This is a genomic window from Sporosarcina ureae (assembly GCF_029267015.1).
Classification (GTDB): Bacteria; Bacillota; Bacilli; order Bacillales_A; family Planococcaceae; genus Sporosarcina; species Sporosarcina ureae_D.
This window is the reverse complement of sequence record NZ_JARIEA010000011.1, coordinates 1-25465: the sequence shown is the minus strand read 5'-3', so window position 1 is coordinate 25465 and position 25465 is coordinate 1. Positions and strand designations below refer to the sequence as shown.

28 protein-coding genes are annotated in these 25465 nt (G+C 42.9%); 18 read left to right on the top strand and 10 right to left on the bottom strand.

Annotation, left to right across the window (positions count from 1 at the left end):
- Nucleotides 1–319 precede the first annotated feature (319 nt).
- Nucleotides 320–1573 (bottom strand): amidohydrolase family protein, encoded by a 1254-nt coding sequence (locus Q7P97_RS02105; protein WP_303965877.1) that lies wholly within the window; start codon nt 1571–1573, stop codon nt 320–322.
- 208 nt (nt 1574–1781) lie between these two features.
- On the opposite strand from Q7P97_RS02105, the gene sigV reads away from it, so the two are divergent.
- From sigV to Q7P97_RS02050, 11 genes are all read left to right on the top strand, one after another.
- Entirely contained in the window at nt 1782–2279 is a 498-nt protein-coding gene (gene sigV / locus Q7P97_RS02100) for an RNA polymerase sigma factor SigV (protein WP_303965875.1), read from the top strand.
- Entirely contained in the window at nt 2276–3148 is an 873-nt protein-coding gene (gene rsiV / locus Q7P97_RS02095) for an anti-sigma-V factor RsiV (protein ID WP_303965873.1), read from the top strand. The genes sigV and rsiV overlap by 4 nt, the downstream gene beginning before the upstream one ends.
- Nucleotides 3149–3599: 451 nt before the next feature.
- Nucleotides 3600–4259 (top strand): polysaccharide deacetylase family protein, encoded by a 660-nt coding sequence (locus Q7P97_RS02090; RefSeq protein ID WP_303965881.1) that lies wholly within the window; start codon nt 3600–3602, stop codon nt 4257–4259.
- A 207-nt stretch (nt 4260–4466) separates the two neighbouring features.
- Nucleotides 4467–4922, top strand: a complete 456-nt coding sequence (locus Q7P97_RS02085) for a MarR family winged helix-turn-helix transcriptional regulator (RefSeq protein ID WP_099633956.1) — start codon at nt 4467–4469, stop codon at nt 4920–4922.
- 83 nt (nt 4923–5005) lie between these two features.
- Nucleotides 5006–5959, top strand: coding sequence for a ring-cleaving dioxygenase MhqE (mhqE, locus tag Q7P97_RS02080; protein WP_303965870.1), 954 nt, complete (start codon nt 5006–5008; stop codon nt 5957–5959).
- Nucleotides 5960–5982: 23 nt separating this feature from the next.
- The gene (locus Q7P97_RS02075) at nt 5983–6876 is read left to right on the top strand and encodes a VOC family protein (protein ID WP_303965869.1); all 894 of its coding nucleotides are present in this window, start codon (nt 5983–5985) and stop codon (nt 6874–6876) included.
- 12 nt (nt 6877–6888) lie between these two features.
- Nucleotides 6889–7503: a flavin reductase family protein gene (locus Q7P97_RS02070; RefSeq protein WP_303965879.1), complete on the top strand. Its 615-nt coding sequence runs from the start codon at nt 6889–6891 to the stop codon at nt 7501–7503.
- Nucleotides 7504–7522: 19 nt separating this feature from the next.
- Nucleotides 7523–8113 (top strand): alpha/beta hydrolase, encoded by a 591-nt coding sequence (locus Q7P97_RS02065; RefSeq protein ID WP_303965867.1) that lies wholly within the window; start codon nt 7523–7525, stop codon nt 8111–8113.
- Between the two features lie 42 nt (nt 8114–8155).
- Nucleotides 8156–8437 (top strand): GNAT family N-acetyltransferase, encoded by a 282-nt coding sequence (locus Q7P97_RS02060; RefSeq protein ID WP_303965865.1) that lies wholly within the window; start codon nt 8156–8158, stop codon nt 8435–8437.
- Nucleotides 8438–8562: 125 nt separating this feature from the next.
- Nucleotides 8563–9468 (top strand): DUF5996 family protein, encoded by a 906-nt coding sequence (locus tag Q7P97_RS02055; RefSeq protein WP_303965863.1) that lies wholly within the window; start codon nt 8563–8565, stop codon nt 9466–9468.
- A gap of 73 nt (nt 9469–9541) precedes the next feature.
- Nucleotides 9542–10072 (top strand): YceI family protein, encoded by a 531-nt coding sequence (locus Q7P97_RS02050; RefSeq protein ID WP_099633951.1) that lies wholly within the window; start codon nt 9542–9544, stop codon nt 10070–10072.
- Nucleotides 10073–10153: 81 nt separating this feature from the next.
- On the opposite strand, the gene Q7P97_RS02045 is transcribed toward Q7P97_RS02050, so the two are convergent.
- The 7 genes from Q7P97_RS02045 to chrA form a co-directional block, all read right to left on the bottom strand.
- Nucleotides 10154–10594: a GNAT family N-acetyltransferase gene (locus tag Q7P97_RS02045; RefSeq protein WP_303965855.1), complete on the bottom strand. Its 441-nt coding sequence runs from the start codon at nt 10592–10594 to the stop codon at nt 10154–10156.
- 60 nt (nt 10595–10654) lie between these two features.
- A complete protein-coding gene (locus Q7P97_RS02040; RefSeq protein WP_303965852.1) occupies nt 10655–11329 on the bottom strand; it encodes a Dph6-related ATP pyrophosphatase in 675 nt (224 codons plus the stop codon).
- Entirely contained in the window at nt 11326–12318 is a 993-nt protein-coding gene (locus Q7P97_RS02035; protein ID WP_303965849.1) for a GNAT family N-acetyltransferase, read from the bottom strand. The genes Q7P97_RS02040 and Q7P97_RS02035 overlap by 4 nt, the downstream gene beginning before the upstream one ends.
- A 307-nt stretch (nt 12319–12625) precedes the next feature.
- Nucleotides 12626–13150 (bottom strand): PCYCGC motif-containing (lipo)protein, encoded by a 525-nt coding sequence (locus Q7P97_RS02030; protein WP_303965846.1) that lies wholly within the window; start codon nt 13148–13150, stop codon nt 12626–12628.
- An 84-nt stretch (nt 13151–13234) separates the two neighbouring features.
- Nucleotides 13235–14620, bottom strand: a complete 1386-nt coding sequence (fumC, locus tag Q7P97_RS02025) for a class II fumarate hydratase (RefSeq protein WP_303965844.1) — start codon at nt 14618–14620, stop codon at nt 13235–13237.
- Nucleotides 14621–14792: 172 nt separating this feature from the next.
- Complete coding sequence (locus Q7P97_RS02020; protein WP_303965840.1) at nt 14793–16010, bottom strand: multidrug effflux MFS transporter; 1218 nt, start codon at nt 16008–16010, stop codon at nt 14793–14795.
- 69 nt (nt 16011–16079) lie between these two features.
- Nucleotides 16080–17270: a chromate efflux transporter gene (chrA, locus tag Q7P97_RS02015; RefSeq protein ID WP_303965838.1), complete on the bottom strand. Its 1191-nt coding sequence runs from the start codon at nt 17268–17270 to the stop codon at nt 16080–16082.
- A 234-nt stretch (nt 17271–17504) separates the two neighbouring features.
- On the opposite strand from chrA, the gene Q7P97_RS02010 reads away from it, so the two are divergent.
- From Q7P97_RS02010 to Q7P97_RS01995, 4 genes are all read left to right on the top strand, one after another.
- Entirely contained in the window at nt 17505–18125 is a 621-nt protein-coding gene (locus tag Q7P97_RS02010) for a DUF47 domain-containing protein (RefSeq protein ID WP_303965835.1), read from the top strand.
- Nucleotides 18126–18138: 13 nt separating this feature from the next.
- Nucleotides 18139–19137 carry an inorganic phosphate transporter gene (locus tag Q7P97_RS02005; protein ID WP_303965831.1) on the top strand — a complete coding sequence of 333 codons (999 nt, stop codon included), beginning with the start codon at nt 18139–18141 and terminating at the stop codon, nt 19135–19137.
- Nucleotides 19138–19330: 193 nt separating this feature from the next.
- A complete protein-coding gene (locus Q7P97_RS02000) occupies nt 19331–19531 on the top strand; it encodes a cold-shock protein (RefSeq protein ID WP_009766462.1) in 201 nt (66 codons plus the stop codon).
- Nucleotides 19532–19673: 142 nt separating this feature from the next.
- Nucleotides 19674–21827, top strand: a complete 2154-nt coding sequence (locus tag Q7P97_RS01995) for an MMPL family transporter (protein WP_303965794.1) — start codon at nt 19674–19676, stop codon at nt 21825–21827.
- Nucleotides 21828–21866: 39 nt separating this feature from the next.
- Here Q7P97_RS01995 and Q7P97_RS01990 read toward each other — a convergent pair whose 3' ends face one another.
- Both Q7P97_RS01990 and Q7P97_RS01985 read right to left on the bottom strand, forming a co-directional pair.
- Entirely contained in the window at nt 21867–22034 is a 168-nt protein-coding gene (locus Q7P97_RS01990; protein WP_303965791.1) for a hypothetical protein, read from the bottom strand.
- A 21-nt stretch (nt 22035–22055) separates the two neighbouring features.
- Nucleotides 22056–22517 carry a hypothetical protein gene (locus Q7P97_RS01985; RefSeq protein WP_303965788.1) on the bottom strand — a complete coding sequence of 154 codons (462 nt, stop codon included), beginning with the start codon at nt 22515–22517 and terminating at the stop codon, nt 22056–22058.
- A 276-nt stretch (nt 22518–22793) separates the two neighbouring features.
- Between Q7P97_RS01985 and Q7P97_RS01980 the strand changes: the two genes are divergently transcribed.
- The 3 genes from Q7P97_RS01980 to Q7P97_RS01970 all read left to right on the top strand — a co-directional run bounded on the left by Q7P97_RS01980 (nt 22794) and on the right by Q7P97_RS01970 (nt 24744).
- Complete coding sequence (locus Q7P97_RS01980; protein WP_303965785.1) at nt 22794–23921, top strand: CAP domain-containing protein; 1128 nt, start codon at nt 22794–22796, stop codon at nt 23919–23921.
- 98 nt (nt 23922–24019) lie between these two features.
- Entirely contained in the window at nt 24020–24469 is a 450-nt protein-coding gene (locus Q7P97_RS01975; RefSeq protein WP_085132466.1) for a hypothetical protein, read from the top strand.
- Nucleotides 24454–24744: a DUF2653 family protein gene (locus Q7P97_RS01970; protein WP_085427906.1), complete on the top strand. Its 291-nt coding sequence runs from the start codon at nt 24454–24456 to the stop codon at nt 24742–24744. The genes Q7P97_RS01975 and Q7P97_RS01970 overlap by 16 nt, the downstream gene beginning before the upstream one ends.
- The last annotated feature ends 721 nt before the right edge of the window (nt 24745–25465 follow it).

Sequence of the window (25465 nt, the reverse complement as noted above, 5' to 3'; positions counted from 1 at the left end):
CCGTTACCTGACGATTTTTCAGGACTGGAGTTAGTTGTTAAAGAATATAGTGACCATTTTATGGAGAAACCAAAGGGTATAGAGTTTGTAATTCATTTATAAGAAGTTTAACTATCGGGTGCGATTGTGGCACATTGTTAATCACACTCGCTCAGTTGATTTTCGCTACAGCCGGTGACTATGTTAGAATCAACGGGTACCAACCACTCCTCCATCATCGGTTGATTCAGTTCATACACATCTTCAATATCAGAATTTCAAATCACATAAAAGTCCTCCTCAACATGTTGAGGAGGACTTTATAGAATAATCATAAATTTCACGACTGCTTTAAAAAATCTACTTCCACTTCATTTTTCCGCGGTTCACGCTTAAAGAGATAGCCACCATTCCTCACAGACATCAGCACTTCTGCTCGCTCACGAATAGCCTCATACGGATCTTGTGCATCCAACACGATAAAGTTCGCGGGTTTCCCCACTTCAATACCATACGCATCATTTACTCTCATAATGTTTGCACCGTAATACGTAATCAAATCCAATGCCTTATTGATCTCGTCAATATGTGTGTAATGCGCTAAGTGAATCCCATTGTCTAAAATATTCATCATATTTCCATTGCCTAACGGATACCAGTAATCCGCTATGGAATCTTGTGCAAACGCCACATTGTTTCCGTTAGTTAATAGCTCTTTGACTCGTGTTAAGCCACGACGTTTAGGATAGCTATCGCCGCGTCCTTGTAAATGAGCATTTTCAGTTGGACAAGAAATAAAATTAATTTGTGATTCTTTAAATAGACCTAACATTTTATTGGCATAGCTATTATCGACTGAACCGAAGCTACATGTATGACTGGCCGTTGTATATTTACCGTAGTCTTTTTCCATAACGAGTGCGTTTAACACTTCCAAGAACCGACTATTTGGATCATCGTTTTCATCACAGTGAATATCAATCATCACATTGTGCTTGATGGCCATGTCGACAATACGTCGCAATGACTCCACTCCATGCTCATAGGAAATTTCAAAGTGAGGAATCCCCCCTACTACGTCCGCACCCATTTCAAGCGCTTCTTCCATTAAACGCTCTGCCCCTTCATATCTAAAGAATCCTTCTTGAGGAAAAGCTACGAGTTGTAATGTAACGAGGTCTTTCAATTCTTCGCGCAGTGTAACTAACGCTTTCATCCCCGTTAAATTGGGATCTGTAATGTCTACATGTGTACGAATGAATTGAACCCCTTTACTCACTTCTTTTTGAATTCCTTTTATCGCACGTTCACGCACCATTTCTTCAGTCAATGATTTCTTATTATCACTCCAACGCTGAATGCCTTCAAATAATGTCCCGGATACATTTGCATTTCCTTCGCCTAGTCCCGAAAAGATATAATCCAAATGTAAATGAGGGTCCACATAAGGTGGCAATACTAAAAGTCCTTGCAGATCAATTACTTCATCTGCGTTATCTAGATCATTACCTATTGCGGTAAACTGACCATTTTTCACTAAAAACTCATGGGAATCTGGATCACCGTATATATTCGCATTGATATATTTCTTCATAAAATACATTGCTCCTTTATCCATTGGTATAGTCATGAGTATAGCAGTTACGAAACAAGAAAAATAATTTCTACTCTCAACACCATATGATCAGTTTATTCTTGTCTATTTTTTAAAATAAAATCCAAACTTTTCGCAGAAGCTGTCCGTCAAAAGAGTAAGACGTGATCGCGACATGTTTAAAATTGAAGAAGGTGAACCTTTTGTCATGACAAAGAATAAAAAAATGGAGCAGGTGGAGCAATTTTTAATTGAAAACCAACATGCTCATTATCGGCTCGCCTATAGCTATGTGAAAAACAAAGAAAACGCGTTGGATATTGTGCAAGACTCAATTTTCAAAGCGTTAAAATCTATTCATCGCCTCGAGGAAATTAAGTACTTAAAGACATGGTTTTATCGGATACTCGTCAATACGTCCATCGATTTTATTCGTAAACATCAACGGATGATGGTGATGGATGATGAAGTTCTAGATGGCTATTTACCACAAACTGAAGATGAACCAACTGATATAGATTTATTAGATGCGCTAGAAACTCTTTCTCCAGATGAAAAGTCGTTAATTATTTTACGCTTTTTTGAAGACTTGAAGATTGACGAAGTAGCAGCCATTTTAGAGGAAAACAGTAATACCGTGAAAACCAGGCTTTACCGAACTTTAAAGAAATTGCGGATAGAAATTGAAAAGGGGGATTTGGAATGAAGCGGATGAACAAAATGAAGAAAGAATATGACGATATTGAAATTCCTCCCGAATTAGATAATTTAGTGAAAGATTCCATTCAAAAAGCTAAAACTACAAAAAAGAAGCCTTCTCCTCTGAGAAATTGGTCCCTCAGTGTAGCTGCTGCGGCGGCTTTATTCGTTGGTGGCATTAATGCTAGTCCAACATTCGCCAATTCGCTAGTGAACATACCCGTTCTTGGTTCGATCGTGCAAGTTTTCACGATAGAAACCTTAACAGTGGAAAAGGAAACGTATCAAGCAAACATGGAAACGCCGGCCATCGATGGTTTAGAAAACGAAGGATTACAAATTGCCCTAAATGAAAAGTATATCGAAGAAAACAGAGCGCTCTTTACGAAATTTGAGGAAGAGATCGCCAGACTGGAAGAGGCAGGTAGCGGTCATTTAGGCATGGATTCAGGTTATGAAGTAAAAACCGACACAGAACAAATCTTATCTATTGCGCGTTATGAAACCACTACGGCTGGATCTTCTTCCACTGAAATGCAATACGATACGATTGATAAACAACATAATATCCTTCTTACATTACCAAGTCTTTTTAAAGACGATTCCTATGTCGGGATAATCAATACGTATATTAAACAAGAGATGAAACGACAAATGGAAGAGGATAAAAACATTGCGTATTTAGCTATTGAAGGAGCGAACGTTGAGTTCAATTCAATCGAAGCAAATCAAGACTTCTATATTACTGCGGATCATACACTCGTCATTTCTTTCGACCAGTACGATGTAGCCCCAGGTTATATGGGAGTCATCACATTTGAAATTCCTTCACATATTTTACAGGATGCACTAGTTGGGGACACATATATTCAGTAAGTTATTTTACAGCAGCAGATGATGGATTTCGTCTGCTGTTCTTCCTATAAATAAAGATGTTTTTATACATACATAAGGCAATAATCGAACCATTTAACATAAAATGATAGGAGATGTAAATTTTATGAATACGCTGCATCAACAAATCGGAAAGAAAAGAAGAAAGCTGAAGAAAAGATATTTTCTGCTTCTGATTTTTCTTCTCGTTCTATCGGGTACTGTTCTTTTTGTTGGGACGTCCTACTCTTTCCGTGAAGCACCTAGTACGTCAGATCAACTTGTAACCAAACCAGAAGCAACTGAAACTCAGGCATCAAACGAGCAGCCAGAAACTATTACACCACCAGAAGAATCTAGTCCTGAAACTGAAGTATTCCCTGTCATAGAATCAGATGAAACAGAAACACCTACTGAAAAAGAAACAGAGGTATCTTCTGAAGAACCAAAGGAAATGCCTGCTGAAGAAAATACGGAACAACCCCCAGCAGAGAAAGAGCCAGAAAAAGTAGTGTATTTAACATTTGATGACGGTCCAAGCAAATGGACTGAGCAATTTTTAGATGTCTTGGATGCACATGATGCCAAAGCTACGTTCTTCATGCAAGGCAGTAACTTGAAGAAAGAACATCTTCAGGAAAGCGTAAAACGCGCAACACAAGAAGGTCATTATATCGGCGGCCACAGTATGACTCACAATTATCAAGCACTCTATACGAATCAACAGTTTGTACCCGAAATGATTGAAACACTAGATCTAATTCATAAAATTACAGGAACTACCCCTCGGCTAGTGCGCCCTCCTTATGGATCAGCGCCTGGATTGAACGGCGGGCAAATACGGAAACAACTAGCTGAAGCCAATATTAAAATTTGGGATTGGACGATCGATTCGCATGATTGGGAACTTCCTGGAAATCCCTCTCAAATAGTTCAAAACATCAAACGAGACACTACTTCTAATAAAGAAATCGTATTAATGCATGAAAAATCACAAACTTTAGAAGCACTTCCTGAAGTTTTGAACTTTTTCAAAGACCAAGGATATGTTTTTGGAGTGTACAATGATGCGTCTCACTTTGTCATGAACTTCCAAAATGATGCCGCGCTTTAACATCGCAATGTACTAGCATCTACTAATAGATGCTAGTGTGTGGAGGCTATATTGTACGTACAGTTAGCCTCCCCTTTCGTTTGCACCTTTTCCATTTGAAAGGATGCAAACTTTTTACGTAGTACAGATCTTGTACAAACGTATGGGTTGACATCGTAAATTGAATATTATATGATTATCTTGAATTCGAGATAAAAGGAGAGCGTCATGGACAATCAAAATAAAGAAATTTATGAAGAAGATTTGTCTCTAAAGGCATTCATTGTTTTAACTCGAGCATTGCAATCCATTAAGGTGCGTGTAGAAGAAGATATAAAACGCTCCGGATTAAATCCAACAGAGTTTGCCGTTTTAGAATTAGTCTATAGTAAAGGTGATCAACCGATACAAAAAATCGGTGAGCAAGTATTGATTGCTAGCAGTAGTATCACCTACGTTGTAGATAAACTAGAAAAGAAAAACTTAATCAAAAGAAAGCCTTGTCCAAAAGATCGACGTGTCACACATGCGTCCATTACAACCGATGGGACGGAACTGATGAATGAAATCTTCCCCCCTCACAAAAAGGCGATCAAAGAAATTTTTAGCGGACTAGATATACAAGAAAAAGAACAACTAATTACACAGTTAAAAAAGTTAGGTTTACATGCACAAAATATGTAATGGTAAATCTAGTTTTTTTCACAACTAACATCTCGAATTAGTAATATATCAACTAACCATAATTTAAAAAGGGGTTTTATAACATGACAAACGAATTACTAGGCATTCACCACGTTACCGCAATGACAGATAACGCAATGAGAAACTATGATTTTTTCACAAACGTGCTAGGCATGCGATTAGTTAAGAAAACGGTAAACCAAGATGACATCCACACATACCACACATTTTTCGCAGATGATATCGGTTCACCAGGGACAGACATGACGTTCTTCGACTTCCCGAACAACCCGAAAGGAACACCGGGAACGAACTCGATTTCTAGAACGGGACTACGGGTACCTAATGACGCAGCACTTGAATATTATCTAGAGCGTTTCAAAGAGTTTGGCGTAGAAAACGACGGCATTCAAGAGCTATTCGGCAAAAAAGTACTACCTTTCCAAGAAGCGGACGGACAGAAATATCAACTGTTCTCTGATGAGAAAAATGAAGGCGTAGCACCGGGTACACCTTGGAAAAACGGCCCCGTACCTGAAGAGCACGCAATTTACGGTTTAGGGCCAATTGAAATTACAGTTAGCTACTTTGAAGATTTCAAGAAAATGCTGACTGAAGTGTACGGTATGAAGCCTATTTTTGAAGAAGAAAATGTAACGCTGTTTGATGTAGGTGAAGGCGGCAACGGTGGACAAGTCATTTTACGAAATGATGATACAACACCAAGTCGTCAAGGATATGGACAAGTTCACCATGTATCGTTCAGAGTGAAAGACCATGAAGCGATTAAAAATTGGGAAGCTAAATACGATGAAATGGGTATGCAACATTCCGGTCATGTAGACCGCTTCTACTTTGAAGCACTCTATACACGCGTCGGCCATATTCTGATCGAGCTATCAACAGACGGACCAGGTTTCATGACGGATGAACCTTACGAAACATTGGGTGAAAGTCTATCTCTTCCACCGTTCCTTGAGCCTAAACGTGAATATATTGAATCACAGATTCGCCCATTCGATACAACACGTTCATAACAGTTTTAAAAGGAGTTTTATAAATGGAAGCAATTAAAAAGATCCACCATATTACAGCGATTGTAGGAGACCCTAATGAAAACTTGAAGTTTTACAGGGATGTTTTGGGACTCCGTCTTATAAAGCAAACGGTCAACTTTGAAGATCCAAGCGTCTATCACTTGTACTTCGGAGATCATAATGTAACTCCCGGTACAGTCATTACATTCTTCCCTTGGACAAATACTAATCAAGGTAGAAAAGGCAGCGGTCAGGTCGGACGAATTGCTTTTAGAATACCTAAAGGAAGCCTGGACTATTGGAAAGAGCATTTAACTGCTCAACATATTCCCATTGAAATGACGCAGCTTTTCGGTAAAAACACACTCGAGTTCGATGATGTACACGGACTCGAGCTCGCGCTAGTCGAAGGTGAAATTGCTGCAGATCATTATGACATTGTTGATTTCCACGGTGCTGTTTTATTGTCCGGAAATCCCGAAGGCACAAGAGATCTCCTTACCGGCCTCATGGGATTACATGAGCTAAGTATAGATGATCAGAATCAACACTTTGAAACAGTTGGCAAAGAAAAACACCATATTATTACGGCAATTCCCCCACAGCCTGCTGGAAGATTTGGTATCGGAACCGTCCACCACATCGCGTGGTCCGTGCCGCATAAAGATGCATTGAAACAATGGCAGTCTGCACTGACAGATGAGGAATTTAAAGTCACTGAAGTGAAAGACAGAAATTACTTCACCTCGATCTACATTAAAGAAAAAGGACGCGTCGTATTCGAGTTCGCGACAGATGGTCCAGGGTTCGATGTAGATGAAGATATGAAATCACTTGGTTCTATGCTGAAATTACCGCAACAATACGAACAGAACAGACAGAAATACGAAAGTCTGCTGCCGAAATTGGAGGTATAATGCGTGAATAAAATGCTCAACTTCTCCCCGCAAGATCTGACAGCAAAAGAAAAGAAGAAATTCCTGATCGGTTCAGTTATTCCTAGACCTATCGCATTGGTTTCTACGAAGTCTGATTCGGGTATTGTAAATATTGCACCATTCAGTTATTTTAATATCGTCACGTATGACCCCCCTATGCTGTCCATCGCTGTACAGCGCGTAGATGGGAAATCGAAAGATACTGCTAGAAATATTTATGAAAATAAAGAAGCCGTAGTGCAGGTTGTGGATACGGATAACGTAGAAGCGGCAAATGCCACATCCGCGCCGCTAGGACCGGATGAAAGCGAGCTGGATGTATCGAGTTTTACAACGGTAGATTCAAAAGCGGTTCAAGTTCCTGGATTGAATGAAACCAAAGTGAGATTTGAAACAGAATTATACGATTCACTAGTCATTTACAACGAAGAAAATATCGCAACTACAGATGTTTTATTGCTAAAAGTAAAACACTATCATATAGACGAAACAATCTATCATAACGGCTATATTGATCCGTTGAAATTAAATGCTGTCAGTAGACTCGCCGGTAGTGACTATGCTGAAATAGGCAAGCTATTCACCGTCGAACGGCCTGTTAAATAATCAAAGGAGTGGTTATGTAATGAAATACATTTACAATGAAAACAAAAAAGGTGCACCCGTATTTGTATTGCTCCACGGCACAGGGGGTACAGAAACAGACTTAGTGTCTCTTGCCGAACTCCTCAATCCCGAATACAACGTGTTAGGCATTAGAGGAAATGTGCAGGAAAATGGCATGAATAGATTCTTCAAACGTCACGGTGAAGGTCAGTACGACTGGGAAGATCTTGAGTTCCGAGGCAATGAACTGTATGCATTCATTGAAGAAAAATCGAAAGAGTATGACTTCAAAATGGAAGATACAGTACTTGTCGGATTCTCAAACGGCTCGAACATTGCGATTCAAATGATGCTCAAGCATCCAGAAACACTTAAAAAGGCAGCTTTATTCGCACCACTGTATCCTGCAGATGTAGAAGATAAACAAGATTTCAGCGATGCGGAAGTATTCCTCTCACTAGGCGAAGGTGATCCGATTGTGCCTGAATCAGAAAGCAAGCGCGTCATCCGTCTCTTTGAAGAAAGAGGCGCAAACGTTACAACGGCATGGGTTAAGGGACATAGTCTGACACAGGACGTCGCAATGCAAGCGAAAAGCTGGTTGAAGTAAAAGAAATCTATGTACTAAAAAACAAAAATAGGAGTGATGATGATGGAGATCAAAAAAAGCAATGAGAAGTTTTATGTTGGTGACAACCCGGAAGAACCTCTAGCAGAAATGACGATTGTCTTGAATGGTCCAAAGCAATTCATCATTAATCATACGATGGTGAGCGACCAATTAAGAGGTCAAGGCGTTGGTGATTTGTTATTGGAAGAAGTAGTAAAATTCGCACGTGATAGCAATCGCCAAATTATCCCTTTATGTCCTTTCGCAAAAGCGAGATTGGAAAAAAACCGATCTCAATACGAGGATGTTTTAAAGGCAAGATAATAGGCTGACTGTATTTTCATTACTACGCTATGAAGCGATACTACAATGACCAATTTCTACCGAATCCTCTACTTTATGCTTAATTTTTTCAAAAGAGGGTAAGTAATGCCTAGGAGGTGCTACTAGTGGGATTTTATAAAACGCATAAGAATGAAATCATCACCTTACAGCTTATTTCTCAAATTTTAGGGAAAGTGAAACTAGAATACGCTGCACAGGAACCCCAATGGGCGCACGTAGTTCTTGATATTACACCCCGCGGGTTTACTACTGGGTTGCTGAGATATAACGCTCACCACTTTGAAATAGAAGTCGATTTAATTAAAAATGAAATTATTAGTAAAACAGAAAAAGATGACGCGGTGATCAAACTTGAGGACGGAAAGACGATTCGTGACTACTACCAGGAGATTGTTCGCACTGCCGATGATCTAGGTATCCCGTTGTCCATCCATACAACGCCTCAGGAAATGGAAACGACGACGCCTTTTGAAGACGACGTTGAACATCATCACTACAAAGAAGACGTAGCTAAACAAATTCTTAAGTGGTTCCAATTTGCATGGGATGCTGAGCAACAATTCCTTGCTCCAATTAGACAACGGAAGATTTATCCAGGTCTTTTCTGGGGCACATTCGATGTGACCGGTATCATTGTGTATAACGAGTTCGAACCTTTTCCAGATGATAGTAGAATAATTGAACGAGCTGCTTTTGATGAACATATGATCGAGTTTGGCTTTTGGTTAGGCGATGACAAATTTGAACATCCTACCTTCTTCACACTGCCTTATCCGTTTGTCGAAGGCGTGGAATTAAAAACAGATGACTCTTTCCCTGAAGGTAGTTACTTCAGTCCCGATATGGCTGAATACCTGTATGAAATCAAAAGTGACGTCGATCAAGCGGACCCTGCTGAAGTCATTCGCTTCCTAGAAGCTTCATGCAGAAAGTCATTCGAATACTTAGAATGGGAAAATACCCATCACTGCTTCGTAGAGTTAAAAATGGAACAAAATAAAAAACAATAAACGCGTTTTATTGTATGTAAAAGTTGAATTAGTATAGTAAATATAAACAAACCATTATTGGAGGAGATTTTTTATGACAAAAGCAACATGGAATGTAGACACAGCTCACAGTACAGTAGGTTTTTCCGTAAGACATATGATGATTTCAAACGTAAAAGGTACATTTAACGAATTCCAAGGAAATATCGAAGCAGATCCAGAAGATTTAACAGGAGCATCTATAGATTTCACAATTGATGCGAACAGTATTGATACACGTAAAGCCGATCGAGACAATCACCTACGTTCAGCTGACTTTTTCGATGTAGAAAATTACCCGAAATTATCATTTAAAGCAACAAAAATTGAGAAGACCTCTAAAGATACGTACGACTTAACTGGCGACTTCACGATTAGAGATACAACAAAGCCTGTTACGTTCAATGTAAAGTATGAAGGTATGGCTAAAGATCCGATGAGCGGAGACGAAGCTGCTGGATTTACAGGTAAAACAACGATTAACCGTAAAGAATTCGGTTTAACATGGAACGCTGCACTAGAAACTGGCGGCGTTGTCGTAAGTGATGAAGTAAAGATCAATATCGAAATTCAATTACGTAAATAAGCGAATCATGTGATGAAAGCCCCTACTAGTAGATTTTATCTTCTACTAGTAGGGGCTTTTCTGTACAAAACAAATCCTACTTCAGACTATAGAGCGAACTTTCTCCATCACAATATGCGGTATGCCATCTTCCATGAATATATCAGATGTAGTCTCGTATCCAAGTTTACGATAAAACTCCTCCGCATGCGTTTGTCCATGCAACTTCAACCGCTCAATCCCTTTGTCATTTGCGATTTCTTCCAAGCCTAGAACAATCACCTTTCCGACGCCAAGACTTCGATGAGTGGCTAGCACACAAATACGTTCTAACTTCCCGATCCCATCTACGACTCTTAATCTGCCTGATGCGATCGCTTGTCCTTCATGTTCTACTAAAATATGTTCACAGACTTCATTCAGCACATCAAATTCATCAAACTCATCCTCTTCTGGAACCTGTTGTTCTTCGACGAATACCGCCTTTCGTATGTCAAAAGACTTTTGAAGGTCTTCTTGTGTACGTATTCTCTTCGTTTTCATCAAATATCCACTCCTTTTCTACTTTTATTACGGAAACAAGAAACTTCCACAGATGATTTCTCAGTCTGTGGAAGTTTCTTGTTCTATCTCGCATTTCAAAAATACATAGCCATCTTTTTCGATAGTCTCGCTCATCTTCACAGGGATACGTTCCTTGAAAATCGGTCCATCCACGACGACCGTATGGAATTCTCCTGACTCCCCGCAGCTATCGATGCCGAGCGCTTCAAGTTCATCCAATAAGTCAATCGTGAAACGTCTGCCAAGAAATTCGGCAGGCATCATTTTTGTATTGACGACCACTACATAGGCTTCAAAGTCTTCCGCAATGAATTCCTCAAGTAGCTTACGTCGCGGTTCTTCCCAAAGTGGATGGTACGCTTCCATACCTACTTTGGCACACATCGACTGTACCCACAGCAAATGATCTTCTAAGTCAATATCTCCAAATACGGCTTTGTGAATACCATGTGCTTTCGACACGCGCATAGCGTCTATGAATTGCATTTCATAGCCAGCCCAGTCTGCTTTTCGGATCATCAGTGGGATATCCATCTGCTTCGCCTGCGCTTGAACAATCTCCAGTGGCAATGCGTGAGATTTAGAATGTGGTTGATCTTTCTCGAACATCGTCCACAACATAGCCGGCGTATTCCCCTCTTGGATTGCACGATACGCTGCGAGTGCAGAGTCCTTGCCGCCACTCCATGATGTGACGAACTTCACGCCCGTCATTGTCCGTCCGCCCATGAGATGCGTGCATCCACTGTACGGGCCATACGAATCATGTATGAACGGAATCCAAGTTTAGGCCAGAAATACGACGCCAAATGATTCGCTGTCAACCAATCCGTCATGACATATTGATAGCCCGCATTTTTCATTTGAGTGAAACTGTGGTTCGCAATCGATTTACCGATCCCTTGTCCACGCATCTCGATATTCGTCGTCGCCTGAACCAGCACGGCCGACTCATCCGGTGTTGTCATCGCATGACGCGCGTCCGCCGGTGTGAATAGATGAAAGGCTACAGGTGCACCGTCTTGCTCTGCAACCCAGCTACGCGTGCCTTCCTTGCCTTCATACGCCGCAAATACATCGCGCTCTGCATCCAACGCCTCTTGTGTAATCGGTTTCCACGCTGGCGCTTTCGCTTGATGCAAACTGTTCCACGGCGCCATCTTGTGCAATACTTTTTGCTCGTCCCCCACCAGTTCCTTCATCTTTACGAGACTATTCTCTCCAGGCTGTGCACGATAATGTTCAAGTGACAACGCCGCAAAGCGCTGTTCAAAATGAAACGACTGCTCCAGCATTTCAAGAATTAATTCATCGTTACCAACCGGTATATCCATGATATGTTCGAAGTAGCCATTACGAACCCACTCCGCACCGGCTTCCGTGTACATCAACCGCGCTAGCCTCGGATGCTCGTCCTCATGAATGACAAATGATGGATACCCTACATACACCGTACGTCCATGTGAAACGTCTTGACGGTATTCGTATAGTAGATAGCCAATGACTTCTTCATCTCGCAACGTCACGAGCCCTCCCGTATAAGGTTTCTCCAATTCTTCACGTAAACGTTCTGCCGCTTGCTCGACATGTTCAAAACGTTCCTGCAAAAACGGAAAACGTTGTCGTTCATCTGCATGCCTTGCTGCTAATAATGAGGCCATCTTCGGTATATACTGCTCTTCGAACTGTACAAAATGAATCATCAGAATCCCCTCCTGCCTAATTTAACTAAATTATACCATACCCTTTTACCTTTCCAATGAAACGAATGACCTATGTGTTTGGTTGGGTGGTTGGGTGGTCGAATATCCGGCTATGAGCGGTTGCATGCGTGTATAGAGCGCATAGATCGGAACTATGAGCGAATTCAGCTGGCTATAGAGCAGTTACAGCAACTCTATGAGCGCTTAAACTGTCTGATAGAGCGCTTACCCCAATTCTATGATCAAACGCAAAAAAACTGCAGATCCACTCCCGTTAAATGAGTAAATCTGCAGCCTATATTATCGATTATGCAGGCATTGGAGTATCCGTCGGTTTCGCGTAATTTCCATTACCATACTCTGTATCAATTGCGTCACGGATTTCTTTCATGGACTTGCCATCTTGTTTCATTTGTACGGATTTCACTGCGATCTCCAAACAAACTAGGCAACGTGTGCCGTGATCATCCCAGACGACCGAGCCGTCTTCGCGTACTTCATCCAAGAAGCAATTCAAATTACTCTTGTGTCCGGCACTATCTCCGCAGCCGCAATAGCAAGGCATGTATTCCAAAACGTCCGTTGCATTGGCCGCTACTTGATAGACCATACGCATATCTTCTGGCTTATCATCTAGAAATGAAGGCAAGATATCCGCTGAAGCGGTCACTTCCTGCAAGTCTCCGTTCGGCATATGTTCTGCGTGGTCATGTCCTACTTCTGCCCGTACATCTTTTGGATCGACTTCAGCAGGCTTTTCTGTAGCGCCGTTTCCACATGCCGCAAGCGCCAAAGTCAGCGCCGCCAGTCCTGCAAGCAACTTCTTTTTCATGTATATTCCTGACTCCTTCGTATAGATGTTATGCCTTTAGTATACAAGGTTTGCGGGAAAAACAAGCGTACAAATTCATGACAATTATGAGTTGCCCGTCATCTTGCTTGGGTCTACATATTCGTCAAATTGCGCTTCTGTCAATAAACCAGTAGAAAGTGCCGCTTCTTTCAGCGTTGTACCTTCTGTATGAGCTTTCTTCGCAATTTTCGCCGCATTTTCATAACCAATATGTGGATTCAATGCTGTAACTAGCATCAAGGAATTCTTTACTTTATTATCGATTTCTTCACGGTTCGGTTCAATTCCAACTGCACAGTTATCGTTAAAGCTGATCATACCGTCAGCCAATAATTTCGCTGATTGTAGGAAGTTATAGATAATAACTGGTTTGAAGACGTTCAATTCAAAGTTACCCTGACTTGCTGAGAAGCCGATCGTCGCGTCGTTACCCATAACTTGAGCCACAACCATCGTCAACGCTTCACTTTGTGTTGGATTCACTTTACCTGGCATGATCGAGCTGCCCGGTTCGTTTTCAGGAATCGTAATTTCGCCAATACCTGAACGTGGACCACTTGCTAACCAACGTACATCGTTTGCTATTTTCATCAAGTCTGCTGCCAATGCTTTTAGCGCGCCGTGTGTGTAGACAACTTCATCATAACTCGTCAATGCGTGGAATTTATTCTGTGCAGATGTAAAGTCGATTCCAACTGACTTCGAAATCTCTTCCGCAACTTTGTCACCGAATCCAGCTGGTGCGTTCAGTCCTGTACCGACTGCTGTACCGCCGATTGCGAGTTCTTTCATCGTCTCGACACTAGTTTCTAGCATGCTGTGCGTCTTCTCAAGCATTCTGTGCCAACCGCTGATTTCCTGCCCCAACGTCAATGGCGTCGCGTCTTGTAAGTGCGTGCGGCCAATTTTAATAATGTCCGTGAAGTCTTCAGATTTTTTCTGAAGTGTTGCTGCTAATTTATCAATTGCTGGCAGTACTTCGCGCTCTACCGCAATTACACCCGCCACGTGAAGTGCTGTCGGGAATGTATCATTTGAACTCTGTGATTTGTTGACATCGTCATTCGGGTGCAAGCGTTCTTCCTCGCCCCACTCTTCAAGCAACTGGTTTCCACGGTTAGCGAGTACTTCGTTCATGTTCATGTTCGACTGCGTACCGCTTCCTGTTTGCCAAACGACTAACGGGAAGTGCTCGTCCCATTTGCCTTCAATGACTTCTTCTGCTGCTGCTTTGATAGCTTTCATTTTGACTTCGGATAGATTGCCGAATGAATGACTTGCGATTGCTGCTGATTTTTTCAAATGGGCAAAGGCTTGGATCACACCAAGCGGAATGCGTTCCCCGCCGATTTTAAAGTTGTGCTTACTGCGCTGCGTCTGCGCTCCCCATAACTTATCTGCTGGTACTTGTATTTCTCCGAACGTGTCATGCTCAATACGATATTCCATCTTTACATCCACCTCTCAAAGTAATAATCAGACTCTCTATCTCTATCATGCCCTATTTTCGCGCAAATTTGAATTAAAAAGGATTGGGGGGAGAGTTACTTGGTGAGTACGATGGGAAAGCGTCCCCTCCGAAGCACCAATCTAACCCCAACACCACTACCAGCCTATCCAATCAAACCTCTTGCATCCGAAATGCCTTCTGAACCACTGTAAAATAGATCACTAACGCCGCAGTACTGCATGTCAAGACGATAATACTAAGCGGCCACGCTGAGCTGTCTCCCGCTAATCCTACTAGTGGCGAAACGATTGCACCGCCGATGAAAGGCACCAGTCCAATAAACGCCGACGCGCTTCCTGCTGACTTCCCCTGACTCTGCATCGCTAGCGAAAATGCTGCAGGTGACACCAAACCAACACTCGACACCATAAAGAACAACGCCGTCGCAATTACAGCAAGCGGCCATTCATTCCAGACAGTCAACAGAAGTACAATACTCGCCGTGAATGAAAGCAACACACCTGCGCGTAGGAACTTCAATTCGTGAATTCTACCCGAAAGTCGACCCGTCACTTGTGCCGCTGTAATGATTCCGATACCATTCATCGCGAAGAACAGGGAGAACTGTTGCGCCGTGATACCATAAATATTCTGTAAAACGAACGGAGACCCCGCGATGTACGCGAACATGCCCGACATGATCAAGCCTTGCGTTAACGCGATGCCTAAGAACCACTTATCCTTCAGTAGACCACTAAACGTCTTGATGACTGCCAGCATTCCACTCTCCGAACGTGCTTCAACCGGCAACGTGTCTGGCAAGAAAAATGCTGTGGATAAAAACATCAACAAACCGATGACTCCGAGTAATAGAAACACCATAGGCCACGAAGCATAATTCAGCACAACACCGCCTATTATCGGCGAAAGTATTGGTGCTGATCCACTGACGATCGACAACATCGCCATGAATTTTGTTAATTCACTTCCAACATATAAGTCACGTGCGCAAGCTCTCGCAATTACAATTCCAGCAGCGCCTGTCAAACCTTGAACGAAACGCAATGCAACGAAAATCCAGATATTCGGACTAAACGCACATAGAACGGAAGCGATTGCGTACACGCTAAGCGTAATGACGAGCGGTTTCCGTCTACCGTAAATATCACTTAACGGTCCGAAAATGAGCTGTCCTGCGCCTAAGCCGAGCAGACAAGCCGTCAGACTTAATTGAACAAGTGAGGTCGAAGCATTTAAATCATCCGCCACTATCGGCAATCCCGGTAAATACATATCCATCGACAGCGGACCGAATGCTGACAACGAACCAAGCAATATAACGAGCCAAACAGTTGGCATAGGAATCTTTTTTTGTAATGAAGTATTCATATGTACATAACCCTTTTCTTCTATAGAATTCATTCAGTATAACAAAAATCGATTGAATCGGTTATCTTTCTACCACATGGACAATAAAGTTCCGCCTACCGCACCGGCTAGCACAACGATCCATGGAGGCATCTTCCAAAAAGTCAGCATACTGAATAAAACGGCCGCCAATGCAAAGTCTTCCGCTCGCAAAATCGAGCTTGTCCAGATCGGATTATATAACGCCGAAAGAAGAATTCCAATGACCGCCGCATTGACACCCATGACCGCACCTTTGATTTTTGGATGATTGCGCAACACGTCCCAAAAAGGTAGTGCTCCGACAATCAATAAAAAGGCAGGCAAGAAAATCGCAACGGTTGCGAATAATCCACCTTGCCAACCGTTCATCACAGCTCCAAGATAGGCGGCAAACGTAAATAACGGCCCCGGAACCGCTTGCGTCGCACCGTAACCTGCTAAAAATGATTCATTTCCAATCCATCCAGCCGGTACTAGTTCCTGTTCCAATAAAGGCAAGACGACATGTCCTCCACCAAAAACGAGCGCACCCGACCGATAAAAACTATCGAATAACGCGACCCAGTAAGACCCTGTCAGTTCCCGAAGCAACGGCAACATGCCGAGCAAAGTAAAGAACAGTGTTAAACAAATAACTCCCGTTTTCTTTGACACGAGGAATTTCGAGGAACTAGCATCTGACGAATCATGAGCTTTGAACATCCATAACCCTACTAAACCCGCTAGTATAATCACTCCAACTTGCGTAAAAGCAGCTTGCCATAAAAGCGTGACAACGAGGGCGAATAATGCGATCGCTTTTCGCTTACTATCTGGCGTTAAATTCTTTGCCATGCCGAGGACCGCATGCGCGACAATCGCCACCGCCACGATCTTCAATCCATGGAGCCAGCCTGCTTCACTAACATCTGAATCCACTAGAAGTGTAGCAAATAAGATCAACGCCACTACAGAAGGCAACGTGAAACCTAGAAAGGAAACAAAGCCGCCGACTACCCCTGCACGCGCCACACCGATTCCAATCCCTACCTGACTGCTTGCTGGACCCGGAAGGAATTGCGCTAACGCTACTAAATCCGCATACCCTTTTTCATCCATCCACTTCCGTTTCCGGACATACTCTTCATGGAAGTAACCTAAATGCGCGGTCGGTCCACCAAATGAGGTCAGTCCTAATTTAAGAGAGACGATAAATAATTCTACTAGTCTTTTTATGGAATATACTACATTATTCTTCATTTTGATCTCCTTTCCGGTCAAAATATACTTTACGTTCGATCATCTCATGTTCAAGTTTATTTTCAATGCATTCATCAGAACTTAATAATAACTTAACAATCATTGGACAAACTAAGGACTAACCGAAAATCCAAACAAATTCCGCTCAAATTCTACACCGTTCGCTATCTTTTTACGCACGGTTTTTGTATGATGTAATAACTATCGATGTCAACAATAGATGGAGGAATTTAGATGCTAGGTCCACGTAAACCCGATCCTTTTTTTACAGCGTTATTGGACATCGCCAAGCATGTGCAGGAATCTATGCACTATGCGAACGAGTTTAAAGTCGATTCTGTCTCTGATTTGAAAGCTGCCAGCATTCGCATGAAGGAATACGAAACAGCTGGTGACACGTTGATTCATGAATTAATCACGAAATTAAATACATCGTTCATGACGCCAATCGAACGCGAAGATATTTTGAATATCGCGATTGCCATGGATGATATCCTCGATGGCATGGAGCATTTCCTTGCTAATCTCGAGATGTTTTCTCTCATTGAAATCGATGAGTACATGCAGAAGTTCATTCTCAACATTATGAAAAGTACCGATGAAATCGTTTTGGCGATGGAATTGCTGACGAAGAAAAAGCTAGTCGAAATGCGTACACACGCTGTGCAAATCAAAGAATACGAACGGATTTGCGACGAAGTGTTACGGACTTCCATTAAGCAGATGTTCATTCGTGAAAAAGATCCAATTCGTATCATTCAATTGAAAGATCTGTATGAACTACTTGAAGACACGGCCGACTTTTGTCAAGACGTGGCAAACAATATCGAAACCATCATCATGCGCAACGCATAAGGGGTCCTAACCAATGGATACGATTCTCATACTCACCATTCTCGTCGTGGTATTTGCCTTGGCGTTCGACTTCATTAATGGTTTTCACGATACAGCCAACGCGATCGCTACTTCGGTATCGACACGCGCTTTGAAACCTCGGACTGCGATTATGCTAGCGGCCACGATGAACTTTGTCGGTGCACTGACATTCACGGGTGTAGCAAAAACCATTACGAAAGATATCGTCGATCCATTCTTATTAGAAAATGGTTCTCTCGTTATTTTGGCAGCACTCGTTTCCGCGATTATCTGGAACTTGGTCACGTGGTATTTTGGAATTCCTTCTAGCTCATCGCATGCACTGATCGGATCTATTGCCGGCTCAGCAATTGCAGCAGCCGGATTTGGTATTCTGAATTACAGCGGCTTCATTAAAATCATTCAGGCACTGTTGCTATCCCCTATCATTGCACTTGTCGGCGGATTTATTGTCATGACCATTTTACGTACGGTATTAAAGAACCGTAATTTATTTAAAGCAAACCGCCGTATCCGCTACATGCAAATCGGAACGGCTGCGATTCAATCATTTACGCACGGTACGAATGACGCGCAAAAGGCGATGGGAATTATTACGATGGCTTTGATCGCGGCAGAATTGCAGACCACCGATGACATCCAGTTATGGGTACGGATTGCGGCGGCGACTGCGATGGGAATCGGGACATCAATCGGCGGGTATAAGATTATTAAAACCGTTGGCGGCAAGATTATGAAAATCCGTCCGATCCACGGGATTGCGTCTGATTTGAACTCTGCAGTTATTATTTTCGGTGCCACACTTCTTCATTTACCTGTCAGCACGACGCATGTCATCTCTTCTTCTATTATGGGAGTCGGGTCAGCGCAACGCTTGAAAGGTGTGAAATGGGGAGTCGCACAAAAGATTGTTTTGACGTGGATTATCACGATGCCGATCTCCGCTTTAATGGCTGGAGTCGTCTATAAAATATTCACACTTTTCCTATAATCAAAGCAAAAAGGCAAACAGACAATCTAGTAAAGCAATCCTCCGACTTGCTTTATCTCCCTTTTCTTGTTATGATAAAGAAGAATTATTTTTGTTCGACGCTGGTCTACGATTTTATATCGACCGTTTTTTAGAAATTGAGCAAGGATAGTAATACAATGTGTACACGAGTGTGCACGAGGAGGAAACAAACATGGAACAAGGTAAAGTAAAATGGTTTAACGCAGAAAAAGGTTATGGCTTCATCGAACGTGAAGATGGCGACGATGTATTCGTACACTTCTCAGCTATCCAAGGTGACGGATTCAAAACTCTTGAAGAAGGTCAAGACGTGTCTTTCGAGATCGAACAAGGACAACGCGGACTTCAAGCTACTAACGTAACTAAAAACTAATTTAACTATACAAACCACTTCCTTTTGGGGAGTGGTTTTTTTGTGCGTTTCTTTCCATATTTCCGCAACATCTTCTGGCACTTCGTTGCTATGATAAACATAGAAATGAAATTACATGATTTCATACATCGTTTGAGGAGGAATGGCCTTGCAGAGATTCGGGAAGTTTGTGACGCAATCGTATAAATGGATCTTCACGTTTTGGATTTTGCTATTTGGTGTTATGACCTATTTCGCCATTCAACTGCCTAGTTTGCTTGCAGGAGACGGCTTCCGCGTAGATGGCGAGCATGAACACGTCATGAAAATCGTCTCGGAAGACTTCGGATTGCCTGCCGAATCGTTGTTTTTAGTATTTGACGGAAAGTCCGACGTAGAAATCGATGCATCACTTGATCAGCTAGAAAAACTCGGTGTTGCGTCCGATATCGTATCTCCTCTTGAGGAAAAAGAACAGTATACGAAAGATTTATCCTATGCCTTGTTGCAATTTGATACGGCACCTGACGATATGCCGAAAGTCGTGGAGGATATACGCGACGAAATCGAGGGTCAAGCTGGCATAACACTCACTGGTGGAGGGGCATTTGAACACGACGTCAACCAAGCGAGCCAACGAGACTTGATGACAGCAGAAGCGATCGGTTTGCCGATTGCGATCATCGTGTTGCTGTTTGCATTTGGAACAATTGTTGCCTCGTTTGTTCCATTGATTGTCGGCATCGGCACCGTCGTCTCCACTCTCGGAATTTTAGCGTTGCTTGGCAATACGGTAGATCTCTCTATTTTCGTACTGAATATCGTGCCGATGCTCGGTCTCGCTCTTTCCATAGACTTTGCGTTGTTGTTCATTAGTCGGTATCGAGAAGAACTTAGGAAACGTAGCGTCAAGGAATCGATCATCACGACGATCCGTACTGCTGGCCGTTCCATTATATTCTCTGCGGTTTGTGTGTTTATTGGACTCGGTGCGATGCTGCTTATCAAGGTGGATATTTTCATGAATATTGCACTTGGCGGCATGATTGTCGTTGGAATGGCAGTCGTTTCATCACTTACTTTATTGCCTTCCGTCTTGTTGATGCTCGGTGAACGTATTCATAAAGGACGTTTGCTGAAAGAGCGTAGCGAAGATGCGAACGGTTGGAGAAAGTTTGCGAACGCTGTTATCAAACGTCCGGTAACCATTGCGATCGTAGCATTTGTGTTACTCGCAATTGCGGTTATTCCGGTGAAGAACATGGAATTGACGATTCCGCAGATCGACTCGTTACCGAAAAACTTTGATACACGGGTAGCATTTGAACAAATGGAAGATACATTTGGTTTAGGTGACGAGAGCACCGTGTTCCTCATTGCTGAACGGGATGGTAGCTGGAAAACGACTGAAGGTCTGGCGGATATGATTACGTTGCAAGATCAATTGACGAATGATCCTGTAGTTAAAGATGTTTCGACCGTCTTTACGCTCAGCGGTATAGATACTGTCAAGGAATGGGAACAAACGCTGCGAATCCCGCAAATGTATGATCAACTCAATCCCGTGCTGAAGAACTTCACGGACAGTGGCAACCGATTATTTATCCCCGTTACGTTGAGTGCTGCCGGTAGCTCGAATGAGGCACAAGACTGGATTCGTGATTGGTCGCAGAAAGATACCGGATTCAACATCCTACTTGGCGGTGAGCCGCGTTTCAATCAGGAAATCTTCGATGAAATCGCGGATCATATCGTCTATGTATTGTTGATTATCATCGTTTCAACATTCTTCATCCTGATGTTCGCGTTCCGTTCATTAGTCATTCCGGTGAAAGCGATCCTGATGAATATACTCGGGTTGTCGGCAACGTTCGGTATACTCGTGTATATATTCCAGTACGGCCATTTCGGATTAAATCCTGGTACGGTAGCGCTCATCATCCCAGTTATCGTCTTCAGTCTCGTGTTCGGCTTGAGTATGGATTATGAAGTATTCTTGATCTCACGGATGCAAGAAGAGTTTGCACAGTCATTCGATAACGACAAATCTACCGTCGAAGGACTTGCAACGACGAGTAAAGTCATCACGTCTGCCGCGCTCATCATGATCGTTCTAACTGGTGCCTTCGCGTTCACAGATGTTATGCCAGTCAAGCAAATCGGAGTAGGGATCGCGGTCGCTGTTGCGATTGATGCGACAATTATCCGATTGTTGCTAGTGCCTAGTTTGATGAAACTGTTCGGCAAGTGGAACTGGTGGTTGCCATTTGGCAAAGGTTTATACCGTTCCAACAGCCAGAAATATAGCGCAAAATAAAAATAGCCTGTCGGGAATAGAATTCCTGACAGGCTATTGTTATTGCCAGCCGAATGTACCGATTTCGGTATACGACTGATTGTCCATCGACTGATGATTTTTCTGCGTGGGATTATTTTTGAACGTAGTCTGAACCATCAATATGACGCCCACTACGGCTACAATCAACACCACGATAAGCCAAATCGCGACTGTCTTACCCTTCATTCGATATCACCCCTGTTGCAGTTATTTCGTTTTGACGGAAAAGCCTTCTTCTTTCAAATAGCTTGCCGCTTCGCCATAATCGCCGAAGCCCTCTTCCAAGTTCGCTTCGTGATAGACGTTATAGAAGCCGTCTTCCTCAAGAAGTGTCAGCATCTGACCATTCGAATTCTGCCATGTTTCTGCAATCGGATCTGCTTCTTGTACCTCAGTCGCCAATCCTTCAACCGCCGCGCGAATCACTGCACGGAATTCATCCGCAGAATAATCACGTACGTTAACTAGACCGCGGTCATCCGCTTCATAGCCTTCTACGTCTGCCACATAGACAAATGCATTACCATTCGGATGCAAGTGTTGCACGACGACTGTTTTATCATACAAAGACTCTTCATAATGATAGTTCAAGCGCTTCATCGATACTTCTTTTTTCACTAACTCCGGGAACTCTTCTATAATCTGCTGTTTCTCTTCAAATGTTAACATGTTTTTCCTTCTTTCTAATGAAATTTAGTGCTCATCTTGTTCTCCATTCCGTAATCAGGACAAACAATATGACGACCGCAAATGCGACAATATAAAACCAGGAAGGTACACTGCTCAAACCACCGAACATGCCATCCACTCCTTCCAGACTTTCCATTCTTTTTTTAGTATACCCTTTTTCCTGCTACTCTGGCGGATAATTTTCAACAATTAATAGTTACCGCTGTATTGCCAAGGTACAAACAGAGTATAATGTGGAAGAGGAGTGGGTTTCTTATGATAAAACGCCTGTTTCAGTTACTCTTTCTCGTAGTACTCCTCTACGCATTCAAGCCCTTCTGGGAAGGTCCCGTATCAGAATATGTGGACTTATCGTTTCTCGACCCAGTTGACGCCAAAGTAGAAACTGTACTGAACGAGGAAGTAGTTGAATCTGCGCTTGACTATACAAAACAATCGATCATCGATTTAATTACATTCGTTTCTGACAAAGCCGTCGGAAACAGCCCCCCGGATGAAGTCGCCCAACCTGTGCTTGATGCACCTGCAACGGGCATTATTTCCATCCACAATATTGAAATTGGCACACCAGAAGCACAAGTGAAAGAAAAGCTCGGTGATCCGCAACGGAAATCCGGCAATGAATACGGGACGGAATGGCTGACATTCCATGATAACTACCAGAATTTCGTCATGCTGTCGTACGATATTAAACGTCGAGTCAACGCCATCTACACGAACGACCGTCTCATCGCTTCGTCTATCGGCATTGAATACGGCATGCCAAAAGAAACAATACGTGAAGGACTCGGTGAACCGATTACGGAAATACGTAAAGGTACCAATATTTATAAGTTGCAGAACGATGAAGGCATGGATGTTTTTCATTCTGATGGTCTTTATATGTACGTTTTTTATGATCTGCATAAAGAGAATACCGTCACCGCGGTTCAATTGATCGCGGATTCGCTAGAGTCAGGTAAATCTGCGCTCTACGCACCACAAAACGATGCCATACGCCAAGGCTTCGAGATGCAATTATTTGATTTGACGAACGCGGCCAGAGTGCGCCACGGTCGCTCTATTTTAACATGGGATCAACTCGCATCTGACACTGCACGTCTGCATAGTACTGATATGGCGGTGAAAGATTACTTTAGTCATGAAAACTTACAAGGCGAATCCCCTTTCGATCGCATGAAAAAACAAGGCCTCAAGTTCGTTAGTGCAGGTGAAAATCTAGCATATGGTCAGTCCAGCAGTATTTTTGCACATGAAGGGCTGATGAATTCTAAAGGCCACCGAGAAAACATATTAATCCGTGACTATCAGTTCCTTGGGATCGGTGTGGATTTCAATGACAAAGAACAGCCATTTTATACGGAAAACTTCTTCGCTAAGTAAGGGGATTTCCTTTCATTACGGCAAGTTATCCAGTAAAATAGAGTCAAGGGCTTTGGTCAACCCAAGACCTTTATTACAGCATCAAAGGAGAATTTCAATTGAAAAAATTTGCTGCATTTTTCCTAGCTGCGACGTTGATTTTGTCGCCGATCGGGAACATCATCTTCCAAGATGAAATTACGGCCGAAGCACGTGGCTATAAATCTGGTAAAAAGAGTTTCAGTACACCTAACCGTGTGCAACCGAATAAAGCAGAAAAGAAACAAGATACCAATCAAAGCAATGATAAAGCAACGGCAGGCAACACAGCTAAGAAGCCAGGCGGTATGGGTGGCGGCTTGATGAAAGGTCTATTCGTTGGTGGACTAGCGGGTCTACTATTCGGCAGCTTGTTTGCGAATATGGGTATGCTTGGATCCATTATGGGCTTACTGATTAACGTCTTAGCGATTGTCTTCATCATTTACATGGTTCGGAAGATTTTCGCGATCTTCAAAGAGAAAGAGCGTAAGCGCAATGAGGATATGAATCAATGGAACAACAGATAATCTACGAACAAGACGTAGTGAATGCGGTGTGTGTATTGATTGCAAAAGAGTCACGTGCAATGCCAGACGACGTGGAAGTCGAGCTTGCCTACGATGACGACACTGGGTTTTCAGCAGATGCGGAGCTTAACGGCAAGATGCATCATCTGGATACCTCCCGTCTAGTCGAGGCGCTTCGCCTTTGGATCGAGCAGTATCTCGATCAGGATCCGATGGCAGCAGGTATTCAGCTGAAGCTGGATGATGAAGAAGGGATTATCGCGGTAGTGCGATGATCAACAGAACGCCCCTTTCCGGGAGGGCGTTCTTTTTTTGTGTTCAATCGGGCGAATTGGAGAGGCGGGCAGTGGTGTTGGGGTGGGGATTGGTGCTTCGGAGGGGACGCTTTCCGGAGGGCGGGCGGTGAACCACACAGCTCGCTTCGCTCACATGGTGTTTCACCTGTCCCGCTGATCCTCCAGGAGTCGCCCCTCCTACACACCAATCCCTTGCAGTGTGAGTGGGTGATACTTTTTGTTGCGCATTAAAGCAAGTGTTGTAATACAACTTCGAATTTTTGAACTTCAGTACTTAAATTAAATTAAGTTAAGACAAAACAATAATTCACACACTATCGACAGTAAGTGTTCTTAGTCCTTCCACTATAAAAGTAAGATGGAAGCGGAAGTTGGCGGCGAAGTGCAAAGATGTGCTCCTAACGCTTCGCTTTTACTCGCAAAAGCCGTCCTTCGTTACGGCTCTTCCTGATGGATCAGCCTGATCAGGTGAGACAACTAAAGGAACGCAGTGACTAGTTGGCTCACTGCGGGCCCATAGGAAAGCGTCCGCCAACTGGAGCTTCCATCCCAAAGTAGACACTAAGTCACTCACTTCTATAAACACGTTCCATCATCACCCGTTTAAAATCCGTCATAGAGTACTATGTCACGTCACGTCGTTTTTTGTTATACTGTAACGAATGAAGGATGAGGTGACGACATGACGTACCAATACGAA